The organism is Cytophagales bacterium, from assembly GCA_019456305.1.
GTDB lineage: Bacteria > Bacteroidota > Bacteroidia > Cytophagales > VRUD01 > VRUD01.
In genome coordinates this window covers 48,465-74,788 of record VRUD01000009.1, presented here as the reverse complement: position 1 = coordinate 74,788, position 26,324 = coordinate 48,465, and the positions used below count along the sequence as shown (strand labels likewise).

General features: G+C 37.0%; 17 protein-coding genes and 1 pseudogene. 5 read left to right on the top strand and 13 right to left on the bottom strand.

Annotated features, from left to right (window positions below):
* The 6 genes from porU to FVQ77_03340 form a co-directional block, all read right to left on the bottom strand.
* A partial coding sequence (gene porU / locus FVQ77_03365) for a type IX secretion system sortase PorU (protein MBW8049380.1) occupies nucleotides 1–2,955 on the bottom strand: 2,955 nt, incomplete at its 3' end.
* Nucleotides 2,956–3,289: 334 nt separating this feature from the next.
* Nucleotides 3,290–3,550, bottom strand: a complete 261-nt coding sequence (gene purS, locus FVQ77_03360; GenBank protein ID MBW8049379.1) for a phosphoribosylformylglycinamidine synthase subunit PurS — start codon at nucleotides 3,548–3,550, stop codon at nucleotides 3,290–3,292.
* Nucleotides 3,551–3,637: 87 nt separating this feature from the next.
* Nucleotides 3,638–4,399 carry a CDP-diacylglycerol O-phosphatidyltransferase gene (locus tag FVQ77_03355; protein ID MBW8049378.1) on the bottom strand — a complete coding sequence of 254 codons (762 nt, stop codon included), beginning with the start codon at nucleotides 4,397–4,399 and terminating at the stop codon, nucleotides 3,638–3,640.
* A 1-nt stretch (nucleotide 4,400) separates the two neighbouring features.
* Nucleotides 4,401–5,048, bottom strand: coding sequence for an MBL fold metallo-hydrolase (locus FVQ77_03350; GenBank protein ID MBW8049377.1), 648 nt, complete (start codon nucleotides 5,046–5,048; stop codon nucleotides 4,401–4,403).
* Nucleotides 5,049–5,113: 65 nt separating this feature from the next.
* The gene (locus FVQ77_03345) at nucleotides 5,114–6,853 is read right to left on the bottom strand and encodes a T9SS type A sorting domain-containing protein (GenBank protein MBW8049376.1); all 1,740 of its coding nucleotides are present in this window, start codon (nucleotides 6,851–6,853) and stop codon (nucleotides 5,114–5,116) included.
* Nucleotides 6,854–6,933: 80 nt separating this feature from the next.
* Nucleotides 6,934–7,149, bottom strand: coding sequence for an MBL fold metallo-hydrolase (locus tag FVQ77_03340; GenBank protein MBW8049375.1), 216 nt, complete (start codon nucleotides 7,147–7,149; stop codon nucleotides 6,934–6,936).
* Between the two features lie 2,475 nt (nucleotides 7,150–9,624).
* Here FVQ77_03340 and FVQ77_03335 point away from each other — a divergent pair.
* Nucleotides 9,625–9,720 (top strand): annotated as a pseudogene (locus tag FVQ77_03335) (6-phosphofructokinase).
* A gap of 1,595 nt (nucleotides 9,721–11,315) precedes the next feature.
* Here the strand turns inward: FVQ77_03335 and FVQ77_03330 are convergent.
* The 4 genes from FVQ77_03330 to FVQ77_03315 form a co-directional block, all read right to left on the bottom strand.
* Nucleotides 11,316–12,335, bottom strand: coding sequence for a site-specific DNA-methyltransferase (locus FVQ77_03330; protein ID MBW8049374.1), 1,020 nt, complete (start codon nucleotides 12,333–12,335; stop codon nucleotides 11,316–11,318).
* Nucleotides 12,332–13,306: a hypothetical protein gene (locus FVQ77_03325; GenBank protein ID MBW8049373.1), complete on the bottom strand. Its 975-nt coding sequence runs from the start codon at nucleotides 13,304–13,306 to the stop codon at nucleotides 12,332–12,334. Before FVQ77_03325 ends, FVQ77_03330 begins: the two co-directional genes overlap by 4 nt.
* The gene (locus FVQ77_03320) at nucleotides 13,303–14,544 is read right to left on the bottom strand and encodes a hypothetical protein (GenBank protein MBW8049372.1); all 1,242 of its coding nucleotides are present in this window, start codon (nucleotides 14,542–14,544) and stop codon (nucleotides 13,303–13,305) included. The genes FVQ77_03325 and FVQ77_03320 overlap by 4 nt, the downstream gene beginning before the upstream one ends.
* A gap of 204 nt (nucleotides 14,545–14,748) precedes the next feature.
* Nucleotides 14,749–16,032: an MFS transporter gene (locus FVQ77_03315; GenBank protein MBW8049371.1), complete on the bottom strand. Its 1,284-nt coding sequence runs from the start codon at nucleotides 16,030–16,032 to the stop codon at nucleotides 14,749–14,751.
* 113 nt (nucleotides 16,033–16,145) lie between these two features.
* Between FVQ77_03315 and FVQ77_03310 the strand changes: the two genes are divergently transcribed.
* A complete protein-coding gene (locus tag FVQ77_03310; GenBank protein ID MBW8049370.1) occupies nucleotides 16,146–16,619 on the top strand; it encodes a RecX family transcriptional regulator in 474 nt (157 codons plus the stop codon).
* A gap of 73 nt (nucleotides 16,620–16,692) precedes the next feature.
* Here FVQ77_03310 and FVQ77_03305 read toward each other — a convergent pair whose 3' ends face one another.
* Together FVQ77_03305 and FVQ77_03300 are read right to left on the bottom strand one after the other, a co-directional pair.
* Nucleotides 16,693–18,024, bottom strand: coding sequence for a tetratricopeptide repeat protein (locus FVQ77_03305; GenBank protein ID MBW8049369.1), 1,332 nt, complete (start codon nucleotides 18,022–18,024; stop codon nucleotides 16,693–16,695).
* A gap of 37 nt (nucleotides 18,025–18,061) precedes the next feature.
* Nucleotides 18,062–18,574 (bottom strand): hypothetical protein, encoded by a 513-nt coding sequence (locus FVQ77_03300; GenBank protein ID MBW8049368.1) that lies wholly within the window; start codon nucleotides 18,572–18,574, stop codon nucleotides 18,062–18,064.
* Between the two features lie 116 nt (nucleotides 18,575–18,690).
* On the opposite strand from FVQ77_03300, the gene FVQ77_03295 reads away from it, so the two are divergent.
* From FVQ77_03295 to sppA, 3 genes are all read left to right on the top strand, one after another.
* Entirely contained in the window at nucleotides 18,691–20,172 is a 1,482-nt protein-coding gene (locus FVQ77_03295) for a hypothetical protein (GenBank protein ID MBW8049367.1), read from the top strand.
* 97 nt (nucleotides 20,173–20,269) lie between these two features.
* Nucleotides 20,270–20,908: a DnaJ domain-containing protein gene (locus FVQ77_03290; protein ID MBW8049366.1), complete on the top strand. Its 639-nt coding sequence runs from the start codon at nucleotides 20,270–20,272 to the stop codon at nucleotides 20,906–20,908.
* A gap of 120 nt (nucleotides 20,909–21,028) precedes the next feature.
* Entirely contained in the window at nucleotides 21,029–22,792 is a 1,764-nt protein-coding gene (gene sppA / locus FVQ77_03285) for a signal peptide peptidase SppA (protein MBW8049365.1), read from the top strand.
* An 85-nt stretch (nucleotides 22,793–22,877) separates the two neighbouring features.
* Here the strand turns inward: sppA and FVQ77_03280 are convergent, their stop codons facing one another.
* Complete coding sequence (locus FVQ77_03280; protein ID MBW8049364.1) at nucleotides 22,878–26,318, bottom strand: SpoIIE family protein phosphatase; 3,441 nt, start codon at nucleotides 26,316–26,318, stop codon at nucleotides 22,878–22,880.
* Nucleotides 26,319–26,324: the final 6 nt, after the last annotated feature.

The following is a 26,324-nucleotide window of genomic DNA, read 5'->3' as shown; positions in this document are numbered from 1 at the left end:
AAAGCCATTAAAATCTGTTATTTTAGTAAGTGGGTCATCTTTGTTTTCTCTGACCTCACCTTTAATTGTTATTTTACTTAAAGCTTTCAGGGTATCAGCTACCGTAGAATCAGGAGAAATATCTTTACTGTTGATTTTAGTTACAACTACATCTTTTTCAGGATAAGCCAAACGCGTTGACGGATCTCCGAGCAACGAAAAATTCCTGTCGTTTAAGACAGGTCCCTCGTTTTTTGTTTTTCTAATAATATCACCGAGTCTTGGCATTTCTCCATTAACAGGGGTAAATACAACGTTATAAAAATCCACATTCAAATTATAATTTGGTCCAGAATAAACAGGCCTTGTTGTAGTAATTGCTGCAATGGCGCCTCCACCTGGATTCAAGATTATGTATTCCCCGGCAGAAGTGCGGTCAGGATCATCGTATCTGCCAAATTCACAGGTTGCAGTAAAAAATAATGCCAGGTTATCAAAATTTTCCCAGTTATTGATCTGGTTAACTTCCAGGATGCGTTCGTGTGCCCAGCCGGCTTCTCCTCCATGCCCGGTATAATTCATGATCAATACTCCATTTTCGATGTTCCTGTCGATAGCTTCATTCGTCTCGGGTGATTTTTCTCCGCCTGGTGTAGCTATTTGCGGATATGCATCCAAATAGATCTTATTAACGTTATAGACCGGGTGTTCATTTATAACCTTAGTCGCTAAATTTTCTGCTTGAGGAGACACATGTATATTACTACCATTATCATCGCTGCCATCATCAGCCACAAAGCAAATTTTATTTCTCCATTTGCCAAAGGTGGCTTTATTTTCAGAATAATTTATTATTTTATTTACTACGTCTTCAGCTTCCCGGATACTTTTTACAGGCAGGCGTCCTACTCCAATATCTAAGTAAGAATTTTCGGAAGTGCCCCAGTTACCTTCGCTATCATCTAAAAGCCCAAAATAATCATCAGACGAATAGGTGCCTATTTGTACAAGTGATTGGTTGGATTCATAAACAGGGACAAAGTTTGTGTTGGGTGAGACCCTGTTTTTGTAATCATACGAAGCATCTCCAAACAAAAGTAAATACCTGATTGAGTCGGTTTGTGTGCCTTTATCGTAGAGCATTTTCATAAAATCCCGAATAGCAGTTATGTCCTGGGCGCCTGAAGAGAATTCATTATATACTTGGTTCGTTGTCACAACTTCAACATCCAGACCATCGTTACTTCTTCTAAAATCAGCTAATTTATTGGCTTGGTCCCAAAAAACAGGTGAAGTAACTATTACGAGATGGGGGATAGCCGCAGTAAAATCATGAAGGTTTTGATTTTGAATTTTTCCGACATAGGCAGGCGAGGGAAAAGCGCTACCAGAAAAAACTATAAGTTCTCTAAGTGTGGTAGTTGCTATGGAAAAATTAGCCGTATCGTTGTTCAATGTATAGCTTTGCTCAACAGGTTTTAATGGATCTGTGATCTCCCATATTTTATCAACACTTGTTACAGTTGCGATTTTAAATTCACTAACAGCATTATTTAAACTTTCTATTGACCTGAATTGGGTTTGGTTGCCATAAAGCTTTAATTCTCTTTGAGCATTTATTTCAAGATAATTTAAGTACCCTACTGCATTGCCTGAACTGCCTTTGTTGTATGATAGCGTAATCGTAATACTGCTGTTGTTGCTAAATGTTGAACTATTTATATTAAAAGTGTCCCTTTTGACTTCACCCCAATCAGGGTAATCACCTCCCACTCCACCTTGTATAGGAATTGACTGTTTGCCTAAAGACTGGCCAGCAATATTAACCGAAAAAGAAGAAGCACTTTTTGAGGAGATTCCCATAACATAAGAAGTAATTTTCATCTCAGAATTATTTAATCCGGGGATATCAAAATTAAAATCACGTTGAGGTGTAAAGTCAAATACTTCACCAAACCAAAGTCTCCCGGATTTACCCATATTTACAAGGTCTTGTTCATGGAAGAAATGGTCATCAAAAGTATTGACCGGAGTGCCGCCAGTTAAACTATTTTGAGTTTGAATCCTTAACCCGGAAGTAATATCTACAGTTAAAAAGTAAAAGGCAGTATCAGAATATAAATTTTGAGTATGAGTAAAAATTTTGTTGGTAGAATCATAGTTCCACGTATGCGGGCCTTGGGCGTAAAAAAGGATATAGTCGTTAGCATTAAACTGCCCGTCATTTTCGCCTTCAATATAGATCGCATTTTCTTCCAGGTCATCAACCCTGAATGAAGCATTAGCCTGTGGCAACATGCCGCCTCCATTCCCAAATATTTTAATGTTTTGAGGATTAATGATTCCGGGATTTATTCCTATATTGGATAAGAAATTAAAATCAATCTTATAAATACCGCTGCTAATTATTGCCAATTTGTACCAGTCGCCATCTGCAAGGACAGAGTTCGTAGCGTAAGTTCTTGTAATGTTTGTTATTTTCGCAGGAGGGGATTCGGTGAATTTATATTGAAAGGATACTAATTTTTCAAATTGTCCCGTAAGATCGTTTTTTCTTAGAGGAATAAAAGTAACCAGGCTGACAGGGCGTCTGTTTTGGTATTGTATATCAATAGAAATTTGAAGCTGTGCAGGAACTAAATTTGCCGGAACCAGTTTTTGGGATGCTGCATCTAGGGCTTGATATGTTTCATTGTATAGTTCAAATTTGCTTAGATATTTTCCGGGGAATTGTAAAAAATATGCAGGTAATGGAATATCGTTGTCAATATATCTGCCACCTTCAAACGCCAGAACCTCTTTCAAGCCATCTTTTCTGGCTTTAACATACCGGTTACTTTCCCACTTGATTTTGATGTCACCCCTGACGGGTGACCACCCGAAAGGGTGGGAACCGTTCTCAGCAGGGATCTGGCTTTGGATTTTATAGCTGAATACAAGAAACAGAATTACTAATAAGCAAACCTTTAGTTTCATAATTCTCCCCAAATAAGATATTACGTTAATAATTTTAAATGACAGTCCGCAAAGATAAACAAAAGGGTTTTTAACAGGTCGCTCCTACGGAGCTTATCGCTGTATTGGCATTTTTTCTACAAACAGGTCGTCCCTACGGGACTAATATTGTTTATGAAGGCGGATAGTTTTTTAATTTTACAGTTAGAAAGTAGTAAGGTAGATATTTATTTCAAATAAATAGCATTTAGGTATGATAAAAATAAGTGATCAATGGCTCACCCTGTTGAATTGCTTCGCTCCCCATCCAGAGTTACTCGGGGGAGGGATTTCACAAGAGTGTAAGCTCAAAAATTTATAACTCAGATTTAAGTGATATATTGTATTTGTAGTCTTCTATTACCAGGTTTGCCAATAACTTTTTACAAGCCTGATCAACAACTTGTTTTGCCTGCTCTTCATCTTTAGCATTGAGTTCTAGAGTAATATGCTTGCCAATGCGCACGTTTTCAATGTTATTTATGCCCAGATTCCCGAGTCCGAGCTTAACAGCTTTTCCCTGTGGATCAAGGATCTCCTTGAGGGGCATTATGTCAATTTCTGCTTTGAATCTCATTTTAATTCTTGCCACAAAGGCACTAAGACACTAAGTTTCACAAAATAATTTAGACGCGAATTACATGAATTTCACGTCAAGGTTTTCTTAGTGTATCTTGGTGACTTTGTGTCTTTGTGGTATTTTTTTTGTTTTAAAAAAAGACATAAATATATATATAAAAATGATCAATGGAATAGCAGTATAAGTTAGCATGATAATCAAAACCAATGAAATAAAAAGAAAAATGAAACGAATTTTGTTCTGACCCCATGAAATGTTTTTAAATTTTAATGAAAAAAGTGGCAGTTTTGAGACCAAAAGATAGCACAGCAGGAAGATGGTTGGTATTAGGAAATATGAATTGAGTATAACCGGGCTTAGATGGAAAGTGTCATTTGCAAGTATCAACGGTAAAGAGCCGATCAAAATTGCATTGGCCGGTGTAGGCAACCCAATGAATGAGTCGCTTTGCCGGGTGTCAATATTGAATTTTGCCAGCCTGATCGCTGAAAAGACCGGGATTAGAAATGCGGTGAAGGCAGGGAAAGTTTGGAAATTGAAGATATTATCCAAATCCAATTGTGAAAGTGCTGAAGATAATATATTTTGATAAATCATAATGTATAATATTACTGCCGGTAACAAGCCAAAAGATACCAGGTCTGCAAAGGAATCCAACTGTTTTCCGATATTAGAAACTGCTTTGAGCATTCTCGCACTTATCCCATCCAGAAAATCAAAAACGGCAGATAGCCCTATAAAATACGCTGCAGCAGATAAATTCCATTTAAATGCTGCTACAATACCTACGCATCCGCAAAGCAAGTTGCAGCAGGTCAAAAAATTGGGGATATTTTTTTTGATCATATTATTTTTCTATACCACAAAACGGGTTATATTTTTTTTCTTCCCCAACAGTGGTACTTGGCCCATGACCGCAATAAACCACCATGTCATCTCCCAAAGGAAATATTTTTTTATGGATACTGTTGATCAAGGTATCATAGTCGCCACCGGGCAGGTCTGTTCTGCCTATGCTTCTTTGAAACAGCACATCACCGCTAATACATATTTTTCGATCTTTATTATAAAAAGCAATATGGCCGGGTGAATGCCCGGGTACAAATAATACCTGTAGTTCAGTGTCACCGAATTTTATCTTATCCAGCTCATCAATATACTCATCAGGATAGGCTTCCTGGTAATTCGGGATCCCATAGTTAGGAGCAAGCGCCTTATTGGAATTCAGGATGACAAGCTCATCTTTATGCAGCAACAAAGCTACATTAAAACGATCTTTGACAAATTGATTGCCCAGCACATGGTCAATATGACAATGGGTGTTGAGTAAATATTTTACCTTTAAATTCTTATTTTCTATAAATGAAGCCAATTCCTGCTGTTCATCTTTTTCGTAGCAGCCGGGGTCAATGATCACACATTCTTTGGTATCATCATAGACGAGAAGTGTGTTTTCCATGAATGGATTGAAAGTAAATTGTTGGATGTGGATCATTTGGTAAAGCCAGCGAAAAAATACATTTGTGAAATTTAAGAAGAGCACTTCCTTTTTATAGGAAATTAAATTTTAACAATCATTTTTTTAGTTAGAGTGTAATTATTTGAGGATAATTTGAAAAAATAAATGCCACTATTCATTCCCGTTACATCTAATCTTAATGTATACTCACCACTAATTTTATATTCATTTACAGGTACTTTTATTATTTGCCCTTTGATATCAATAATTTCAATTTTTAGTTTTGTATCCTTCAATATTGAATAATTTATAATAGTAAGGTTCTTAAAAGGATTTGGATAGTTTTGATTTATAATAATATATTCTTCAACTAAATTAAAATTTGAATCTAAAATAATTTGCTCACAAACAAAAGAACTACTAAATCCGATATTTGATGAATAGTTTGAATTGCCTGCATTAAGACAGGGCGAATTTGTCTCTAGATTTGGAGGTGTATTGTTTGCAAATAATGGGTCTTGGCTTAGATTAAAATAAGAGTCAATGTTATCAGCATTAGAATTGGTCGTTACGATTTGGCCTATTCCTATTATTTGAACATCTACATAATTACCATTAGTATTGTTCCATACTAAATTGTATGAAATTTCATCAGGAGTATTTGAACAGAAACTGCAGCCAGGAAGACCCTGTTCGATACCTATGTTGTTGTTAACAATGATATTGTTAATTACTGTGCCATTGCCATAAAATTGATCAAATGAAATCCCTGCATGTGAATTATTGCGAATAGTATTATTTGTAATAAAGGGATTTGGCATATTGTTATCTCCACTCCTTCCAATATTTATTCCAATTCTACAAAAGTATATATGGTTATTATTAATTGTTGATATAGCATGTCTAACATCAATTCCATAACCTCTGTCTGAACCTGTAATATTATAAATTATATTATTTTTGATTAAAATTGTAGAAGAACTATAAATACCATATCCAAGACCATTATAAACAGTATTACAATCTACAATTGCATTTGAAGTACTTTGTATCCAAATTCCCCTCGCATAGGGGTTGCTATAATAGTCGTGTATTACATTGTTAGTAATCAAAGGAGAACCTTTCAAACTATAAATACCGTCATCTGAAAAATATCTTATCTCATTATTTGATATAGTTGGGCTGTAATCAGATGAATTAATACAGGTTTTACAATATTCAATAATGCAATGGTCAATTACAGTTTGAGAATTATTAATATCTAACTGGTTCCAGTCACCCTCGTTGGGAGATAGAATATTAGAAGTAAAAATGATCGGATCAACTTCTGTACCTATAGCAGTTAACTTGCCATCAACTGTAAAAGTATAATTACCATTAAATTTTATATTTGTTCCTTCCTCAATTTCCAGTGATGAACCGCTGTTAATATTAATGTCACCACTGACGATATAATAGTTTGTATTTTCCCATATTCCTGAAATTGGCCCAGTAACAAAAATAACACTACCAGGTTGTAAAGTAACATCATTTAATGTATCATTTGTAGCTATAACAAATATATTTCCGGAATTATAATAAAGACTTTGATACGCACTCTTAGAAAATAGCACCTTATAAAGTCCTCCGTTAAGATTTATTGTGTAATTACCATTGAAATTTGTATAAGTTGAATCAAGTTGTGCAGTTTGTGAATTAGGGATAAATTTTACTTTTGTACCACTATGGTCAGTTTGTCCTGATAAAAATGCATTACCAATAACTTGACTAAAGATACTCCCATTATTGATTAACAGCAATCCTAATAATAGAGTTGTTAATATAATTCTATTATAGTTCATAATTATTTTGCTAATAATTAACTACAAATATAATTAATTAATATTAGAAAAGAAAGTTTTTTTAAAAAATGTTATTTACATTATTGGATAATACCCATTACATGTTCAATATAACGATTGGTGTTGAGTAAATATTTTACCTTTAAATCCTTTTTTTCTATAAATGAAGCCAATTCCTGCTGCTCATTTTTTTCGTAGCAGTTGGGGTCAATGATCACACATTCTTTGGTATCATCATAGACGACATAGGTGTTTTCCATGAAAGGATTGAAAATGAATTGTTGGATGTTGATCATTTGGTAAAGGGTGTTCAGTAGTTCAGTAGCTGATTATCATGCTCCCACTCTGCTGGTTTTTGTAGTGTTGGAGTGGGGGTACGAATAGATCGCTATTACGTGATTCTATCTTATTCGTACCCCGACTCCATCGCAATTCCTGCAAAGTCGGAGCACGATAATTTGCAAAATTAGCAATAATGTTTGATGATGCAAGTGAGCGGTGGTAAATGGAAGTGTAGGGTATAATATAGTATGAATAATATTATTTTTAATATTGAGTCCACAAAGGAAAATTCAAGGAATTTTAATTATCTGAGGATTTTTCGGAGTGGACTCATATTAATAAAAAGCTGATAAACCAATGGTTAAGGCATTATATCTTCTATAATATTTCAATCTAAAAATACAATTTACAAAAAAATAATCAAATCGAATAAATATCGTAATATTATTTTCGTTACTTTAACCCGTACATAATAAAAATGCTTGTCCCGGGTACTCCCCGAGTAGCTCCCAGATTGCATCGGGACAGGCGTGATTAATTTTAAAAAATCAGTAAATCAAAATGCTATCCCGTATCCTAATAAGTATTACACTATTGTCAACTGCCTGCTGTCAACTGTCAATTGTTCACGCCCAGGCTTCCCAGGAGCTTTTTGGCAGAAACAGGGTACAATATAAATATTTTGATTTCAGCTCAATAAGTACCCGCAATTTTGAGATTTATTATTATAAGGGGGGGTATCAATTAGCTCAGATGGCTGCAAATTATGCTGAGGCCGATTTGAAGAGGATCACTGACCTGGCAGGGTTTACGCCCTATTCCAAGACGAAGTTGATCATTTATAACGCTGTTTCTGACCTTCAGCAAAGTAATATCGGGCTGGATATGCAAAGGTACCAGGTTGGCGGTAAAACCACTATTGTCAAAAGCAAGGTGGAAATTGCCTTTCCCGGTACTCAGGTTGGCTTTAAGCGAGAGATAAGTTATGGGATCGCTAAAATACTTCTCAACGAAATGATGTATGGCGGCAACTTTAAGGATATGATGCAAAGTTCTTATTTGCTCACTCTTCCCGAATGGTACTTAGATGGCTGTGCTGCTTATATTGCTGAAGGTTGGAGTAACCAAATGGATGATTTTATAAGAGATGTGATCAGTGATAAAACCGGGAGTAATTTTAAAAAACCTTCTCATCTGATTGGTAGAGATGCTGTAATAGCAGGGCACTCTATCTGGAATTTTATAGCACAGCGATATGGAAAAGAAAATATATCTTCCATACTCAATTTAACAAGGCTTACCCGCAATGAAGAATCCAGCATTGAAGGTACATTAGGGCAGCCATATTATAGGTTCATAGAAGATTGGAGAGAATATTATATATCAATGGCTGAGCCGATCGTTGCCCGGTACGTAAGGCCTGAATTAGCATTCAGAATTACAAAAAACAACAGAAAAGGTCTTATATATAATAATATCAGGATCAGTCCTGATGGTAATTTTGTCGCATATTCAGAAAATTATAAAGGTAAATATAACGTTATTATTTATGACCACAAGCTAAAAAAATATAAAAACATACTGACTGGCGGACAGCAAACGATTGATCAGAAAGTTGATTACGAGCTCCCGCTTTTGACCTGGCAATCTTCTGATATATTATCAATCATTGAGATAAAAAAGGGCAAGCTGATATTATATAATTACAATATTCATAGCAAGCATATATTGAAAAGTACCTTTCGGCAATTCACCCATATATTAGGTTTTGATTATTCAGGTGACGGCAATAAACTGATATTAAGCGCTGTAAAAGAAGGGCAATCGGATATCTATATTTATAATTTAAGATCAGATAAAATTAAACAAATAACCGATGATCTCTTTGACGATATTGATCCTCATTTTATGCCCGACCCCGACTTTGTCGGGGCAGGTTCCAGAGCAATTATGTTCAGTTCAAACAGAAAGAATGATATTTTGGGATTTGATAAAGGCACTTTTAGAGATATAACTGATAATTTTGATATCTTTCTTTACGATTTAAAAAAATCCAACGATACTTTATATCGTATTCCCACAAATACTGTAAGGGCAAACGAAACAAAACCTATGGGACTTGATAATGAAAATATTATCTATCTGAGCGATGAGAAAGGAATAAAAAATTTGTATAGGTATAATCTTTTAACCCGCCAGAAGCAGGCAATAAGCAGCTTTCAACAAAACATTAATGAATTTGATATTTGGAAGGGAATTGTTGAAGAAGGAAATAGGGAAATAGAGGGGAAAGGGGATGGCAAAGTCTCCCCCCTTTGGGGGGACGGAAGGGGAGCTGTTAGTGTGGCATTTTTAATAACAAATAAAGGGAAAGAATATGTATATTATTATGATGATTTTGATTTAGATCATGGACGCCCGGCAATAAATGTAAGTACGTACAGGCAGAAGATTGTTGAAGAAGCAAATAGGGAAATAGAGCATATAATTCGAAACTCGAAAACCGAAACTCGAAACTCGAAAACCGAAATTCGAAACTCGAAAACCGAAAAAAGAATAGAGCATATAAAGAAAATAAGGAATGAATTCCCAAGGGAAATTAGTCCTGATCCGATCGTGCAAAATGATACTATAATCCAAAATCCGAAATCCGAAATCCGAAATTCCAAATCCGATAAGTCTGGTGATGAGGAAATTGATATAGACGATTATAGGTTTGGTACTGATCCCGATATTATAGGGGCAGGTAGGGAAATGTCACCCCTAACGGGTGACCACCCGAAAGGGTGGGAAGATGGAAAATCGAAAATTGATCCCGAGTACTCGGGAGAGAAATCGAAAATGGAATTCCAAGTACTCCCCCCCGGGTTACCAGGGGAGACAGACGGGACGGAATCCGAAAACGTCTTAATATCATTTCCCTACCCTTATGAATTGAGCTTTAGTGCACACACAATCACCTCATCTATTTCAATAGACCCGCTTTTAGGATTGGGGCTTGTTTTGGATGTTGGCCTGACTGACATGTTAGAAGATCACAAAATATATGGCGGGATATTGGGGTTAACTGATTTTCGCAGCACTAAATACTTCGCTGAATATCATTACTTAAAACGCAGGGTTGATCTCAGCATATCTTATGATATACAAAGTTTACTTTTTGCTGATTTTGTTTTCATTTCTTCAAGAAAATATAGATTACAGGAGGTTAATTTTACGATGTCTTATCCTTTTACAGAATCTAAAAGTATAAGATTCACACCTTTTTTTGTGCAGACAAGATACACCGATCTTGATCCGTCCATGTTAAGCAGCTCAGACTTTGTTACAAATTTCACAGGATATAACAGTGAGTTTGTAGTTGATAATTCAATTGTTTATGGGCTTAATATGGTTGAGGGCACAAGATTTAAGGTCGGCTTTAAATCTTATTTTGGCCTAAAGGATAAAGAGAACAATTTTAATATCCTTAAAATTGATTTAAGACGTTACCAAAAGGTACACAGGGAAATTATATTAGCCTCTCGTATCTCTTATGGATATTCATTTGGTAATGCAAGTAAGATGTTTTCGCTTGGGGGGGTGGATAATTGGTGGTTTCATCCCCCAATAGCTTTTGAACCTGGAACTGAAAAAGAACTGGTTGACGATGCTAATGAATTATTGTTTTTGTCTTTTGCTACAAACCTGAGAGGGTTTAATTATAATGCCCGTTACGGGAACAAGTATGTTTTATTCAATACTGAACTAAGGATCCCGGTAGTGAGATATTTTAATAAAAGCACTATATCTTCGAGCTTTTTCAGGAATCTGCAGCTAACTACATTTATAGATGCCGGAACCGCGTGGAGTGGTAAAAGCCCTTTTAGTAGTGATAACAATTATAACAAAAAGGTAGTAGTGAGCAAACCTTTTAAAGCTACGGTGACCAATTACCGCAATCCGTTGATATCTGGCTATGGCCTTGGTATAAGATCAATGATGCTTGGCTATTATATGAAATTTGACCTGGCGTGGGGAGTTGAAGATTATCAGGTGAAAATACCTAAGCTGTACTGGACGTTGGGTTACGATTTTTAATGGGAGATGAAAGACGTTTAGCACATTTGCAAAGCCACACAAACCAACGCACAGCCCAAGCTTTGCAAAAAAGCTAAACCACCCCGCCCGCAAAATGTCATTAGAGTTCTACTTCTTCCTTCTTGGGAAGTTTTGACTGAAGGATTTTCGCTCGTTCCTCTCCTTTTTTACACATCTCTCCATGGAGTGTTGGGGCTTCCTCGGAAGGCAGCAAATTCTTATCGCGTATTTTTATTTTCGTATAATCGAGATGTCGTCTCAGTTCTGGAATTATGTAATACCGCTCCAATTCCATCCAGTCATCATTTCGGATAGTTACGACCTCATTTCTATAAACACTTACCCATACATCACTAATCTTTGAATTGGGCAATGTTCTATCCAATTTGCCTTTAGCAATATCAACGTAATTTTGATCTAACTCAAAACCAATGTAATTTCGTCCCAAACTTTTAGCTGCAATAGCGCTAGTTCCTGTTCCCAAAAAAGGGTCTAAAATAATATCACCTTCATCCGTTGACATCAATACAATACGTTCCAATAAATGCAAGGGCAACTGACATGGATGCTTATCTCTAAATCTGTTGTGCTTTATCCGGTGAATATCCGTCCAAACATCTGACACCAAGGGGCCAAATGGGTGCAACCCATCTTTTTTACCACCATAATCTTTAGTCAAGTGTCCAGTTTTCCTATCCCGCTTATGTGGATGTCTGATTTCATAATATTTTGTCTGCCTCAAATCCTTTGCATAAAATAACACACCATAATGACCTGGCTGTAATGATTTCCCCATTGGTGCAGTTGGAGCATCCCAAGAAATCCAATGTTTAAAGTGGGCAAATTTGTTTAGATAAGTAGCGTAAAAAGTTAGCCATTTGGGAATGTTGTGCAAAAAGACTGACCCAGTCGGCTTTGTAACCCTTACCATTTCCTTAATCCACATTTCACACCAATCCAAATATTCTTTGAACTCCAAACTATCTTCATAACTGTTGTATTTCTTCTTAAGATTAAAAGGAGGATCCGCAAAAGTGATGTCCACAGAATTGTCTGGAATATTTTGAAAAATTTCCAAGCAGTCGCCTTGCGTAACCTTATTCAAATACTTATCTATCATTTGGTGAACGTTTTAGTTATTAGTTTTTCAAATCTTGCTAGTTCTTCTTTGTGAAAAGTAAAAACATCTTCATAAGCCGTTACCATTCTTTTCAAATCACCTTTTCTAACGTACCAGCCGATGCCATCAACAAATCCTATAAACCTTACTCCCGGATAATGCTCTTTCAGTAGTGTATCAATTGAAATTTCAGTTTTCGATTTATCGCCTTGACCAGACGAAGTTGTTGCCAAAAAAGAACTTTCCGCAATAATCAATGGATTTTGTTTGTTCGGTATGATAAAATCCATCTTCCTCTTATTATCAGGTGCATTGTCTATCAGTTCACCCAAATCTCCCCTGTCATAGGTTATCCCCATTGCATCGAGCATTTCTTCTATCACGATTTCAGGATTGTTTTCTTTCATTCCGGAATAACTTCCCTTTTCCTTATATCGGATAAGTGAATCAATCATTTCGGGCACTTCAAACTTTAGCTTTGAAATGCTCAATTTCTTCAACTCGAATAATGGAATTGTATTTGCCAGAAATGGAATAGATGAACCTTCAAAGAAAATGTTTATAATCCCTTTTCGGAAATATTGATTTTCCTGTATTAGTTTGAGAATTGTGTTATCTGACCACTCTTTGACGTTATCGGAATTTTCATCAGTATTCCATTTATCCTTGAAAACAAGCGAGTTTAATTCTTTATCGTCAACAACCCGAATGACGGTCGTCAACCGCTTTAAGTATTCATTGGAAAATCCGGTAAGGGCAAGCAATGCTCTCAAACCATTTTCCTTGTTTAAGAGAAGGTCTTCAAAAATATCCTTCTTTAAACCTTGTGTTTCAATCTTATTCTTTAGGACAAGTAGGGTCTCTTTAATGCTGTTCAAATAACCTTCATATTTTTCCTCAAACCGCTGGTTAAAGAAATAGAAGGTATTCCTTTGTATTACTGTTTTGAATTTATCTTCGGTTGACCTCATTTGCGCTCAAAGAATAAAATGTATTCATCCTTCATAGTATTTCGCATCCCTTTGATTGGTTTGATAATACTTTTAACCAATTCTAACCCGACCTTTTTTGCCGAGTCAATCACAGTTTGCTCCAACCTAATTCCACCTGTTTGGTTGGTATTAGAGCCAATTATCATTACGAAATGTTTGCCTTTCTTTAGTACCATTGCCACTTCTGAGCAGAAAGTTCCCATATCTGTAAAATAGTTTTCCAATTTGTCACTCTTATATCTTCCCTTTAGCCCAATCATTCTAGATTTCAACTCATTAGTATCATATCCCAAATATTCCAATTGGTCTTGGTCGTTAGCAGCATAATCAATCGCAAAAGAATATGGTGGTGAAGTGATTATGGCATCAATCGAATCATTTGGCAAATCAATCTTCAATGCTTCTGAATTGGGCAAGACCTCTACCCACCCTAATTGGGAATTATCAAAATGTGAATTGTTCAAAAATCCCTCAACTGTGTTTACATACCGTTTTAGTACCTTTTCAAAAAGTTGTTGGTGAGTAGACGATGTAACACGTTTAGAATAACCGAGTGCATCCAAAAAAGCCAGTAATGATAGATTGTAAACCTTCGCTTTGTTCGAGGTTAAACTGCTTATTTTTTCTGTGGCTTTTTTTTTGTCTTTTAGAAAATCAAACAACTTTTCGTGTCCTTTTTTCAAGTTGGACAGTTGCTCTACATCAATTGTTAATGCCTCATATTTCGTACGGGTCATAAACTGACAAAAAGGGCTGACATCAATTCCATAAGAATTAATTCCCATCATTGCCGCTTCGATATTTGCTGTACCACTACCACACATCGGGTCCAAAATTGTTTCACCCTTTTTGACACCAAGAATATTTAACAACCCTTTGATCAGTTGTGGATGAAATTTACCACGATAAGGGAACAAGCCATGAGTTGCATACCCCGTAGAAAACTGGCCGTTCTCAAAATATGCTTTTGTCTTTGCCGACCTATCATCTGAAAAAGAATCTGGCTTTTCAGAGCATAACAGAAAATGTTTTGAGGATTTACCATTGACCGACTTAAAAAAAGCAGTCCGATCTAAGAAGTCACTATCTTGTATGGCCTTGTATTCTAAGTGAGCAAGTTCCAGCTCAAATAATTCGGTCACTGATGGCAGCAACTCTACTTGTTCCCCGAACAATTCCTCCGTTGCCAATGCGGATGAATAAAACTGTGATTTCATGCCGCAAACTTAACATTTTACTTCAGTTTATCTTAAAACTTAAAGAAGTATTTACCAACATTTTCACAATTATTGCCCACCACAGTTTTGCACATTGCAATCCTCGTTCCTTCGGTTGCAAAGAGCAAAACCCCTCCGCACAGCTTTTCGTTTAACCAGAAAAATTCGTTTTCAATTATCCCTACTAACTTTATACTTACCGTTTTAGTTCACTAATTTCCTGTATTTTCCCATCAATATCATTGCAGAAAGCAATGTAAAGGCGGCTAAAAAAGCATAACCAAACCTTACATTTGATCCCTGAGAAAAAAAGGAGTGAGAAAAAAATAAAATAAAGCCGAATCTGATGATAATATTTGCTACACCGAAAATGCTATTGACCCTGCCGATCACTTCATTGGGTACATAATTAAAAAGGTATGTAATTCTGAAGATACGTGTACCTGAATTGCAAAAGCCCATGATGATCGCAACCAGGTAAAATACCCATAAATTCCTGGTAACAGAAAGGAGAAATAATGCTATGGTGGTAGCTAAAATAAGTATGATCACAAATTTGACCTGGTTTATATTTTGGGAGGTTTTACCAACCAGAAAACCCGCAAGCAATGCACCTATTGCGTATATCAAGTCAGAAATTCCGAGCACATCTGCTCCCTCTTCCAAATGATTGTTGATATAAGCAGGTAATAATGCAAACAACTCTATCAACAGCACTATAAAAATAGCGTATGAAAATAAACCAAATATAAAGATCGAAGGATTTTTCCATAAATAAGCAAAACCCGAACGGAGTCGTTTTATGAGGATACCCTTCTCAATGTTTGTTTTTCTATATGGTATATATTTTATAAAGATGATGATCAGGGCAGCAACTAAATAAGTGATACCATCCAGCGCAAATACCTGGTGCAAGGCCCATTTCTCAATTACTAAGGAAACCGGATATGTTTCCCCAAATAATATAAACTGTTTACTAAAGTTCAGTCCTTCTAATAAAATTGCCGCACATGCCCCGGACAAAACCGCTGTTGATTGTCCTACAATTTCTATATAAGAAGTTATTTTTTTATAATTCCGGGGTACAGTAATTTCTTGTGCAAAGGCATATAAGTTTGGGAAATGTATGTGAAAGCTAAAGATAGTAGTAATAAAAGCAAGGGCAATGAGTGATACCGGAACCGAATCATTGATGCAGCCAAATGCGGCAATGCTTGTTAAAATGACAAAGCCAAGTGCGTTTGTGGATAAAAATACGTTCTTTCTGTTAAACCTGTCTACTATTGTACCTGCATATAAGCTCCAGAATAAAGTAAGAAACGTTACGGCTGCATATATGTAATTAAATTTTGAAGATTGCCCCTGGATTGCAAAATGCCATGGTATAGCCAGCATTGAAATTCCCTGGGCAAAACCCGAAATTGCATTGGCTATGAATAATAGGATGATGGCGCGTTTATTTTTCAATACGAATAATAAAACACTAATATACTAATTTATACTAATGATACTAATTAAACAAAAGGCGCATTACCAGTATATTAGCATTAAATTTCTGCGGGTTTTCAGCATGTATAGTATATTAGCGTTAAATTATTTTAATGACAAATAAAGTTAAAGTTTATAATAAAAAACAGGCACTTCTTAAAATTACCGCCTGGTGCGCTCGCAGAGAACATACCAAACAAGAAGCAAGGGATAAGCTTTATTTGTTTGGCCTTCAAAACAGTCAGGTAGAAGAAATTATTGATGGGTTGGTTAAAGACGATTTTATTAATGAAAAGCGCTTTGTCAAAGCTTATGTCAATGATAAATTCAGGTTAAATAAGTGGGGGAAGATCAAGATAGAGAATGGCTTAAAGCTGAAGGGAATTTCCAGTGAACTGATAAATAAAGGCTTGAAACATATAGATGAAAAGGAATATCTAAACGCTTTAGCTGAATTAATTGATAAGAAAAAAGAAAAAGAGCCTGGAGCATACCCCATGCTAAATAAGCTCGTCAGGTTTGCTATTTCAAGGGGGTTTGAAGCAGAGTTGGTGTGGGAAAAGGTTAAGAAGATGGAAGATGTTTGATAACTTTCGGGAGACGAGTGACGAGAGCATCCCTTGCACCTCGCCCCTCGTCTCCTCAATCTGCCACGCTCTATCAGTTTTTTGAATTTCTTAGTTCTGGCTTTAGCTGGTACGCCTTCTGCTGGAATTCGATTGCTTTTTCCATGCTGCCTATTTTGATGTATGCATTTGCTAATGACAGGTATGCTTCTGCATAGTCTGGTTTTGCTTTTATTGCCCGCTTATAAAAAGAAATTGCATCGTCAAATTGTGATGAAGTATATGAAATGTGTCCGATAAGCATATATGCTTTCGGGCTTTTTACATTTAGTTCTATTACTTTTTTTAGGTAAAAAAGTGCGTCTAAATAATCGCCCTTGGTGTAGTAAACCAGTCCAAGGCCTATATAAGCCTCATAAAAATCAGAAACCGTCTCAATTGCTTTTTTGTAATAGTAAATCGCTTTATCAAAGTCGTTTTGCTCATAATATACGCTGCCAAGGCCCACATAAGCGTCTGCACCTTCGGCAACTGTAAGTGATTTGTTGTACCAAGTGATCGCTGAGTCAAGAAAATCTAATTTATGATAGGCAATACCAATATTGCAAAACAGCGTGGCAGATCCTCTTTCGTCTTTTGATTTTAATGCCATCTTGTAATTGAAAATGGCTGACAAGTAGTTTTTGGAAAGGTATTCATTGTAGCCCCTTTGGTAGTAATAATTGACCAAAGATACCTTTGAATCTGTTGTTGGTTTTTTCGCACTCTTGTTGGCAGCCTCAAGTACGTCATTGATAAAGATGGCGAAATTGAGGTTTTGGGCAGTTTCGCCTTTAATGATCAGCGTGCTTATTCCGATGAGTTCTCCTTTGATGTTTACGACCGCCCCTCCGCTGGAGCCCGATGAAATGGGCGCTGAAATCTGGATGAAGTTTTGCTTACTGTCAAAAGAAGTTCTGAAGCCGCTAATGATACCTTCTGTAATTGTATTTTCAAAGCCGTAAGGGCTGCCAATCGCATAAATCTTTTGGCCTACTTTAAGGTCGTTGCTATTGCCGATACGAATGTTGGGGATGGACTTATATTGATTTGCGTCATCAGGTTTTGACATTTGCAGAACAAGTATGTCCTTGTCAGGGTCCATCGCTATTACGCTGTCAAGTTTGACGGATTTACCTTCGTGTTCAGCATAGATTACTTCAGCATCTCCCAGGATGTGGTAGTTGGTAACTATCCAGTTTTTTTTCTTGATGATTACTCCGCTGGCTTGTCCATGCAGTGTGTTGTTTTGGTGATAGGTGTATATACGGACTACACCATCGTTTATTTTCTTGTATATTTTTTCAGCCTTTTTGAATTGCCCGAAGACAGGGCAGCACAGAATGAAAAGCAAGGTAGCTGCTATTGTTATTGTGCGGAGATTCATTTATGTTCGTGGGTATTTCGGTGTAAGATAACGGTTTTCAATTTAAGATTATGGCTGATTCCGCGCCTGTGAAAGTTGAGCCTTTCATCATATTTAAAAGGGGAACATTGGTCGTCTCCGGTGTGCATTGGAAGTAGAAACCGCTTGGCATATACATATCGGCCCATATTTGCAGCTCGCAGCGGTTCTTTTCTTTGTTGAAAGTTCTCTTTACATAGCAGATGATCCGGTTGGTGGATTTCTCCATAAAGGTGTATTCCTTGTCAGATGATTTTATGTCGTACAGGTCTTTATTGCCTTCGACCAGTTGTCCGTCTTTTACGGCTGCTACTTTTTTGCCGTTAGGTGAGAAGATGTCAAAGTTTATTTTTATTGAATTGCCTTTCGTGTCTGTTACAGTCAGCACGTCCTGCTGCTGAAACACGATAATGTGTTTGCAATTGATGTAATAGTTTGATCCGATTTTCACAGCGCAGTCCTTGACGGGTTGTGTGAAGCCGTCAACCGTGCAGGTTTGCAGGCTCAGAAGGAGTAAAGTTAGTTTTTTCATTTTTATGATTTTAAATACAATAGTTTTATAAATATCAAAAGTTAATCTATATATTAAAGCCCAATATTCAATATTTTTTTACTTAATTGCAAATTCCATACAAATTTATTTTCACAATGAAACAAATCGGCATGTATATATTTCCAAAGATTTTATTGATGACCGTCCTTATAAATTTTCAATTAAAAGCCCAGTCAGAATTAAGTGTCTTCACGGCAACCGGAAGAGCAGGCATAGGCACTACCTTTACGCCCGATTATCATGCTATTGGCATAAACCCTGCCAACCTGGGTATAGAATATGAGCACTACCACTTTACATTAGGGTTTGGGGAGCTGAGCTTTGCAGTCCATTCTGATGCACTTACAAAAAAGGAACTAAGAAAAAGCTTAAGAAATGCCGATACGCTTACAACTCAGCAAAAAATAGAGGCGAGCAGGGATTTTACAGATGCCGGAGTTGCTTTAAACATTGGCTTTGCTCCTGTTGCTCTGTCATTATACATCCCTGGTAAAGATGAAGCTCCTGATGTGGGTGGTTTTGCTTTTGGGATCCGTGAGCGAATTCAGTGGTATTCTAAGTTTAATGCATTAACTTCAGAGATCTTTTTTAGGGGTTATAATGCTCAATATAATAATTCTGATTATTTTGATAAGAAGTTTGATTCAGCAGGGTTCCAAATAGCAAATCCAGACTCTGTGGTTATGGGAGTTTCAGGCAATCCGCTATTATTATCTCAAATATTTGACGGCACCAGGGTTACGCTCGCCTGGTACAGGGAATATAATCTCAGCTATGGCAGAAAAATATTCTACGATGAAATCAGAGAACTCTCTCTCTATGGCGGCATTGGCATAAAATATTTACAAGGTATTGCTATTGCTGAAATAAACGTGGTAGATGGAGGATTGGTGGCATATTCTGCCGTTACACCACGGGTTCCTATAGATTATGGAGAAGTCAATAGAAATGCTGCTCTTCCAATACAGGAGAAGGGGATACCGAAGGCCGTAGGGTGGGGGCTTGGAACAGACCTGGGACTGAGCTTAGTATTCAAAGAAAAATACAAATTTGCAGCAGCCATATCGAATTCAGGCTTTATCACCTGGAAAAAAAACGTTTTTGAAATAAAAGATACCCCATTAGATACCCTGAAAAGTGATGGGTTTAACAGCTTTGACATTTTCTCGGAAATAGAAAAAATAACCGGTGATTCCGGAATATTTGTAGGATCACCGCTGCCAAAGAAGAAACAGGTTTTGCCTGCCGTATTCAGGTTAGGCGTTAGTCATAAATTACAAGACAAGGCAATGATAGGTCTGGACCTGGTCGTTCCTTTAAATGATGTGCCGGGCAATTACCAGAAACCTGTTTTTTCAATAGGGGGCGATTTTATATTAACCAAGGGGTTGCGTATATACACAGGCTACATGCTGGGTGGAAATTTCGGAGCAAACCTGCCTGTTGGAATTACTTTAATTTTGGGCAAAAACCAAAACTATGAACTCTCAGTCTCCTCCACTGATATTATTACTTTTTTTAAGCAAAATCGTCCTACGCTATCACTGAATGCAGGGCTGGTAAGGTGGTCGTTTTGATGGAAAATAACGGTCAGGGGCATGAAATGTGCGGGATTCTGTGCCACTAATCAGTCGGCAGTCCACAGTCGGCAAAAAAGAAAATAACAATAGAAAAATGAAAAATTATTACGAAATACTTGGCGTAGACCATGATGCCGGTAAGCAGGAAATAAAAAAAGCCTATTATAAACTTGCCAAACAATGGCATCCTGATGTAGTGCCGCATCCCAAAAAGAAAGAAGCGGAAGAAAAATTCAAGAAAATCAGCGAAGCATACCACGTTTTAACCAATGCCCGCAGCCAGTACGACAGTGGTTATGTATCGGATGATATATTTAAAGACCTTGATAAGCAATGGGAAGAAATGTATGCTTCATTTCAAAATATACAGGACATGTTTGAAGAGTTTTCAGAAAACATGGAAGCTCATTTTGTAGCGTTTGAAATTAAAATGTCAATGGTTCTGCGATTTTTTATGGCTTTTAGTTGTGTATCTCTCTCATTTCTTGTTATAGAAAAGATCAATACTACTATTTTTTGGGTGCTTTGTATTGTTTTATCGTCCATTGTAATCGGTTATCTTTTAGCATTGGCAATAGAATTAGTCATGTTCAAAGAGCTAAAAATAAAGCCGGGTAAAGAAATATATTGGATTAAAAGTGTGATACTGAAGCGTTTCAAAAGGAAAAAGAATAAATCTACAAGCATTACAAAAAGACACAGCGAATACAATTCCGGGAAATATTCCGAATGAATAAATCTAAAATTAAAAATAATAACAGAAAATAGGTGCATTTAAAACAATATAATTATAATTTTGTAATATTGCCCCGTTGATAATTGATATTAAAAACACAACCTAATTATTTCGCAAATGAAACAATTTTTTAAATACGTCCTCGCAACCTTTGTTGGTTTATTGATATTTACCATCATTTCTTTTTTGATCTTGATTGCTATTGGCGCCATAGTATCTTCAAAAAAGGAGGCGAAAATTTCTGAGAATTCAGTACTGAAGCTAAAGTTGAACAAACCAATTGTTGAAAGGGATATTGACGATCCTTTTTCTGATCTTGATCTGCCCTTTAAATCATCTCCGGGGGGGATTGGCTTACGTGAATTAACAGAAGCGCTGGCCAACGCAAAATTGGATGACAAAATAAAGGGTATTTATTTAGAATTAAAAAGTGTGCCTGCAGGCTTTGCCTCTTTGGAGGAGATCAGGAATGCCCTGCTGGATTTTAAATCATCAGGAAAGTTTATCACAGCTTATGGCGAAGTATATTCGGAGAGCGCTTATTATTTGGCATCTGTTGCTGACAAAATATTCCTGAATCCGGTAGGAATATTAGAATTCAATGGGTTGAATGCAGAGCTATGGTTTTTAAAAGGTACACTTGAGAAACTTGAGATAGAGCCCGAAATTTTTAGAGTAGGCGAATATAAGAGTGCGGTTGAGCCATTGATCCGGGAGAATATGAGCGAAGCAAACAGAATTCAGGTCACGTCATTTTTGAACTCTTTGTATGACCATTATCTTAAGAATGTTTCAGAATCCAGGAGTATAAAATTGTCAACATTAGAGAATATTTCAGATGCAATGCTCATTCATAGCGCTGATGACGCTTTGGAATTAGGTTTGATCACGGATATAGCATATTACGATGAAGTTTTAGATTATATCAAAAAAGACCTGGGATTGGAAAAGAATGAGAAGGTTAAATTTGTATCACTAAAAAAATATGAATCGGCAGAGAAAGTCATCAAGGTAGTAAGTTCTAAGAATAAAATAGCAGTGATCTTTGCTTCGGGGTCTATTGAGCATGGAAAAGGTGATGATGATGTGATCGGGAGTGAGAAAATTGCAGGGGAGATCAGAAAAGCCAGGTTAGATAAAAAAGTTAAGGCAGTAGTGTTAAGGGTTAATTCACCGGGAGGCGATGCATTAGCTTCTGATATTATCTGGAGAGAAGTTGTTTTGACCAATAAAGTAAAACCGATCATAGCATCCATGTCTGACGTTGCAGCATCTGGCGGTTATTATATTTCTATGGGATGCGATACAATTGTTGCTCAGCCTAACACCATCACCGGTTCAATCGGGGTTTTCGGGTTATGGTTTAATGGAAAAAATTTCTTAAAGAATAAATTAGGCATCACGGTTGACGGGGTGAAAACAGGAGATTTCTCGGATATTGGTACATTTTCCAGGCCTGTAACAGATTTGGAAAGAGCGATAATTCAAGAAGAAGTGAATAGAATTTATGAAGATTTTACTTCAAAGGCAGCACAAGGCAGGGGGCTTAGCGTAGATAGCTTAAAAAAGCTGGCTGGAGGCAGAGTATGGTCTGGTGTTGAGGCGCTTAATAACGGGTTGGTAGATGTGCTTGGGGGCCTGGATGATGCGATTAAAATTGCTGCAAAAGCTGCTGATATTGAAGATGATTATAAGATCAAATACCTACCTTTAAAGAAAAAGTTTTTTGAGCAGTTGTTAAGTGAGTTGAAAGACGAAACCAGCATCAGGATACTTCAGCAACAGTTGGGCGATCTATATCCCTATGTTAAATCTCTTAAAGAGCTGCAAAAGATGGAGGGTGTGCAGGCAAGGATGGCTTTTGAATTGAAAATTGATTAATATAACCACGAATTACACGAATTTTCACTAAAAAAGGGTTGAAAAAATTAGTGTAATTAGTGGCAAAACCATCTTCAATCTTCAATTAAAAGCGGATTCCAATAAGCAAAATATCATCTGTTTGATCTTTACTGCCGTTCATCCATTGTTCAATGGTATTTTCCAGGAGTTCTTTTTGTTCCTGCATCGGTAGATGTTGATTATCAAGCAATAAATCTTTAACCCTTCTTTGGGAGAATTTTTTATCATCAGGTCCGCCAAACTGGTCTGTAAGCCCGTCAGAATAAAAGAAAATGCTGTCTTCTTTCTTGATCTTTATACGGTGGTTTGTAAATATGATTTCCCGGCCTTTCCTGGCGTGCTGCATTCCTCCAATGGGAAACCGGTCGCCCTTTATTTCAGATACAACACCATTGCTAATGTGTAATAAGGGACGATGAGCGCCTGCATACTCTACTTCCATGTTCTTTAAATTGATCTTGCAAAGCGCTATATCCATTCCATCTTCTGAATCTGTATTTATATTCTGATTCAACGTAAGGTTAACACCATCATGTATACGGTTCAAAATTTCAGAGGGCTGCAAAATATTTTTGCTGCTTATTGTTTCTTTAAGCAGGAAATGCCCGATCATTGATAACATAGCTCCCGGCACTCCATGACCTGTACAGTCCACAACAGTTACATAAATATCGTCACCTGCTTGCATTAGCCAGGGAATATCTCCGCTTACAATATCCTTTATCTTATAATATACAAAGGAGTCAGGAAAAAATTTCCGGAGTTGAGCCGTATCGGGCAGGATGGCGTCCTGTATGCGGGACGCATAATTGATGCTGTCGGTTATACTTTTGTTTGCTTCTGATAGTTCTTGGGTTCTTTCGCTTACTTTGTTCTCCAGCACCCGCTTTGCTTTTTGTAGAGAGGTAGTCCTTATTTTTACAAATGAATAAAAGCCGCCAGTCACAAACAAACCACACAATGTATAGAACCACCAGGTTTGCCACCAGGGTTTTTCAACAGTAAATTGATACATAGTTGGCTGTTTATTCCAAACCCCGTCATTGTTGCGGGCTTTAACCATGAAAGTATATTTGCCTCCGGGTAAATTAGAATAGGTTATAAAATTTTCTTTGCTATGTGGTGACCATTCTTTATCAAATCCTTCTAATTTGTGCTGGTAGAGAACTTTTTCAGGATTGGTCAGGCTAACGCCTATAAAGTGAAAGGTTAAATGATTTTGATCGTAAGAGAAAACAGCATTAGCAGGAAATTTAGCATCTTTTAAATGGATACGTATTTTATTAATATGTGTAAGGGGTTCAAATGAATTAACTATATCTTTTGAAGGATCGTATTTAACAACTCCCATGATGGTGCCGATCCAGATGTTACCTTGCCGGTCATTACAAACAGCATTTTGAACGGTTTTTATCCCGAAGAATCCTTCCTGCTTTCCATAATGTTTAAAGGTTTTGGTTTTCTGGTCGAATTTATCTATTCCCTGGCTAAGCCCGACCCAAATATTATTATTATTGTCGCATGTGAGAAAAAATGGTGAACCAGAGCTCATACCATCTTTTGAAGAATAATTTGTAAACTTCTTGCCGTCATATTTATATATGCCGCCACCATAAGCGCCAAACCAAAGATTGTTTTCTTTATCTTCAGTAATACAAAGAATAAATTTATGTTTTAGTCCGACATCTTTTCCGAATTTTTTAAAATGTTTTCCATCATACATTGTTAAAAGCCCACCTAAAATGCCAAACCATAAATTGTCTTTACTATCTTTAAATATTTTATACACTTTGTATCTTCCAACTCCATTATCTCCCGGGGGTTTTTTAAATACACGAGTCTTCGGGTCAAACAAAAAAGCGCCTTCTCTTGTACCAAACCAAAGATTCCCCATCTTATCATCACTTATGGAATAAACGGTATTGTTAATTAAACCAATTCCGGTAGTAAATATCTCAAATTTCGAACTTCCCGGTGATAATTTACAAACACCTCCATTGCGGGTTCCAAACCACAGAGCTCCTTGTTTATCTTCAAAAATCGAATATATAATATTACTTCTTAAACCATCCTTAATGGTATAGTTTGTAACGACAGGTTCAGAAGAAAACTGATCGGTATGAGGGGTAATCGGAAAAATGAACCTGGAGATGCCTCCATTGGTTCCAAACCAGAAGCTGCCTCTACGGTCCTGCAAAATTGCCCATACGATACCGTTTATCAATCCATTTGATTCGTCATATATCTGGAATCTTTCGCCTCTGAACTGATTTACACCGATATCAGTTCCGATCCATAGAATTCCTTCTCTGTCTTGTATGATATCATTAACAAAATCATAATTCAGTCCTTGTTTTGTACCGAATTTTTTAAAACTATAGGTCATAAAAATGCCTTTTGACAAGGTTGAAGCCCCCCTACCAGCCCCCCCAAAGGGGGGGACTTTGCCATCGCTTTTGCCTTTGGCAATTGGGGTGGTAAAGTCCCCCCTTTGGGGAGGACGATGTCCAGTGGACATCGGGCCAGCATTGCGGGAGGCAAGGGGGCTTATGTCCGGTACATATTGAGTGATACCGGCATCTCTTGTTCCTATCCAAATATTATTTTCCCTATCCTGGTAAATGGTTTGGATTTTGTCAGATCCTAATCCATCAGTTTTTCGTAAAGTGGCCAGCAGATCCTGTTTAATGAGTAAAGCCGAGGCATGCCTTGTCTTTACTGAATCCAGGATACCGGGAATAGATTTTATCATTACAATTCCATTCTCTGCGGTGCCTATCCAGATCTCATTGCCCAATAACAATGAAATACAGGTTATTTTATTGCCTGACAATACATTCTGATCATTTAAATAACTATATGCCTGGGTAGTATTTATGTCAAAGGCAGTGTCATAAATGGTGATACCCTTATCAGTTCCGATCCACAACCTGCCATAATTATCCTCGCAAATTGAACTGACGTTATCACTTCTTAAACCCTCCTTTGTTGATATAGGGATCACTTTACTAGACCGGATGTCATATTTATATATACCTGACCCTTCAGTAGCATACCAGAAATTGCCCTTACTATCCTGGATGATCCGGGTAATTGGATTAAAGCCGCTGAATTTTTCAAAGTTTATATTTTCAATTATTTTTCCATGATAACTTGCCCCTGCACCCTCACTCAGGGAAAGCTTGGATACCCCTCCACCCCAATGCCCAAGCCAGATATTGCCCAGGTTGTCTTTATATGAAGCAGTTATCCAATCTTCAGCCAGGCCGTCTTTTCTTGTATAGGAAATAAAGGTTTTTCCATTGTATCTTGACAAGCCGGCCATCGTGCCAATCCAGAGATTTCCATCATTATCCTGTTCGAGTGTCTGAACCTGAGATTGTACCAGCCCCTGTGGCGCTCCGTAGTGTATGAAGTTTGAGGTTTGTGAAAAACAGTTGACAGTACGCAGTAGGCAGTAGGCAATCAATAAAATAAATGATGGATAAATGATTTTTGGTTTCATTGTTAC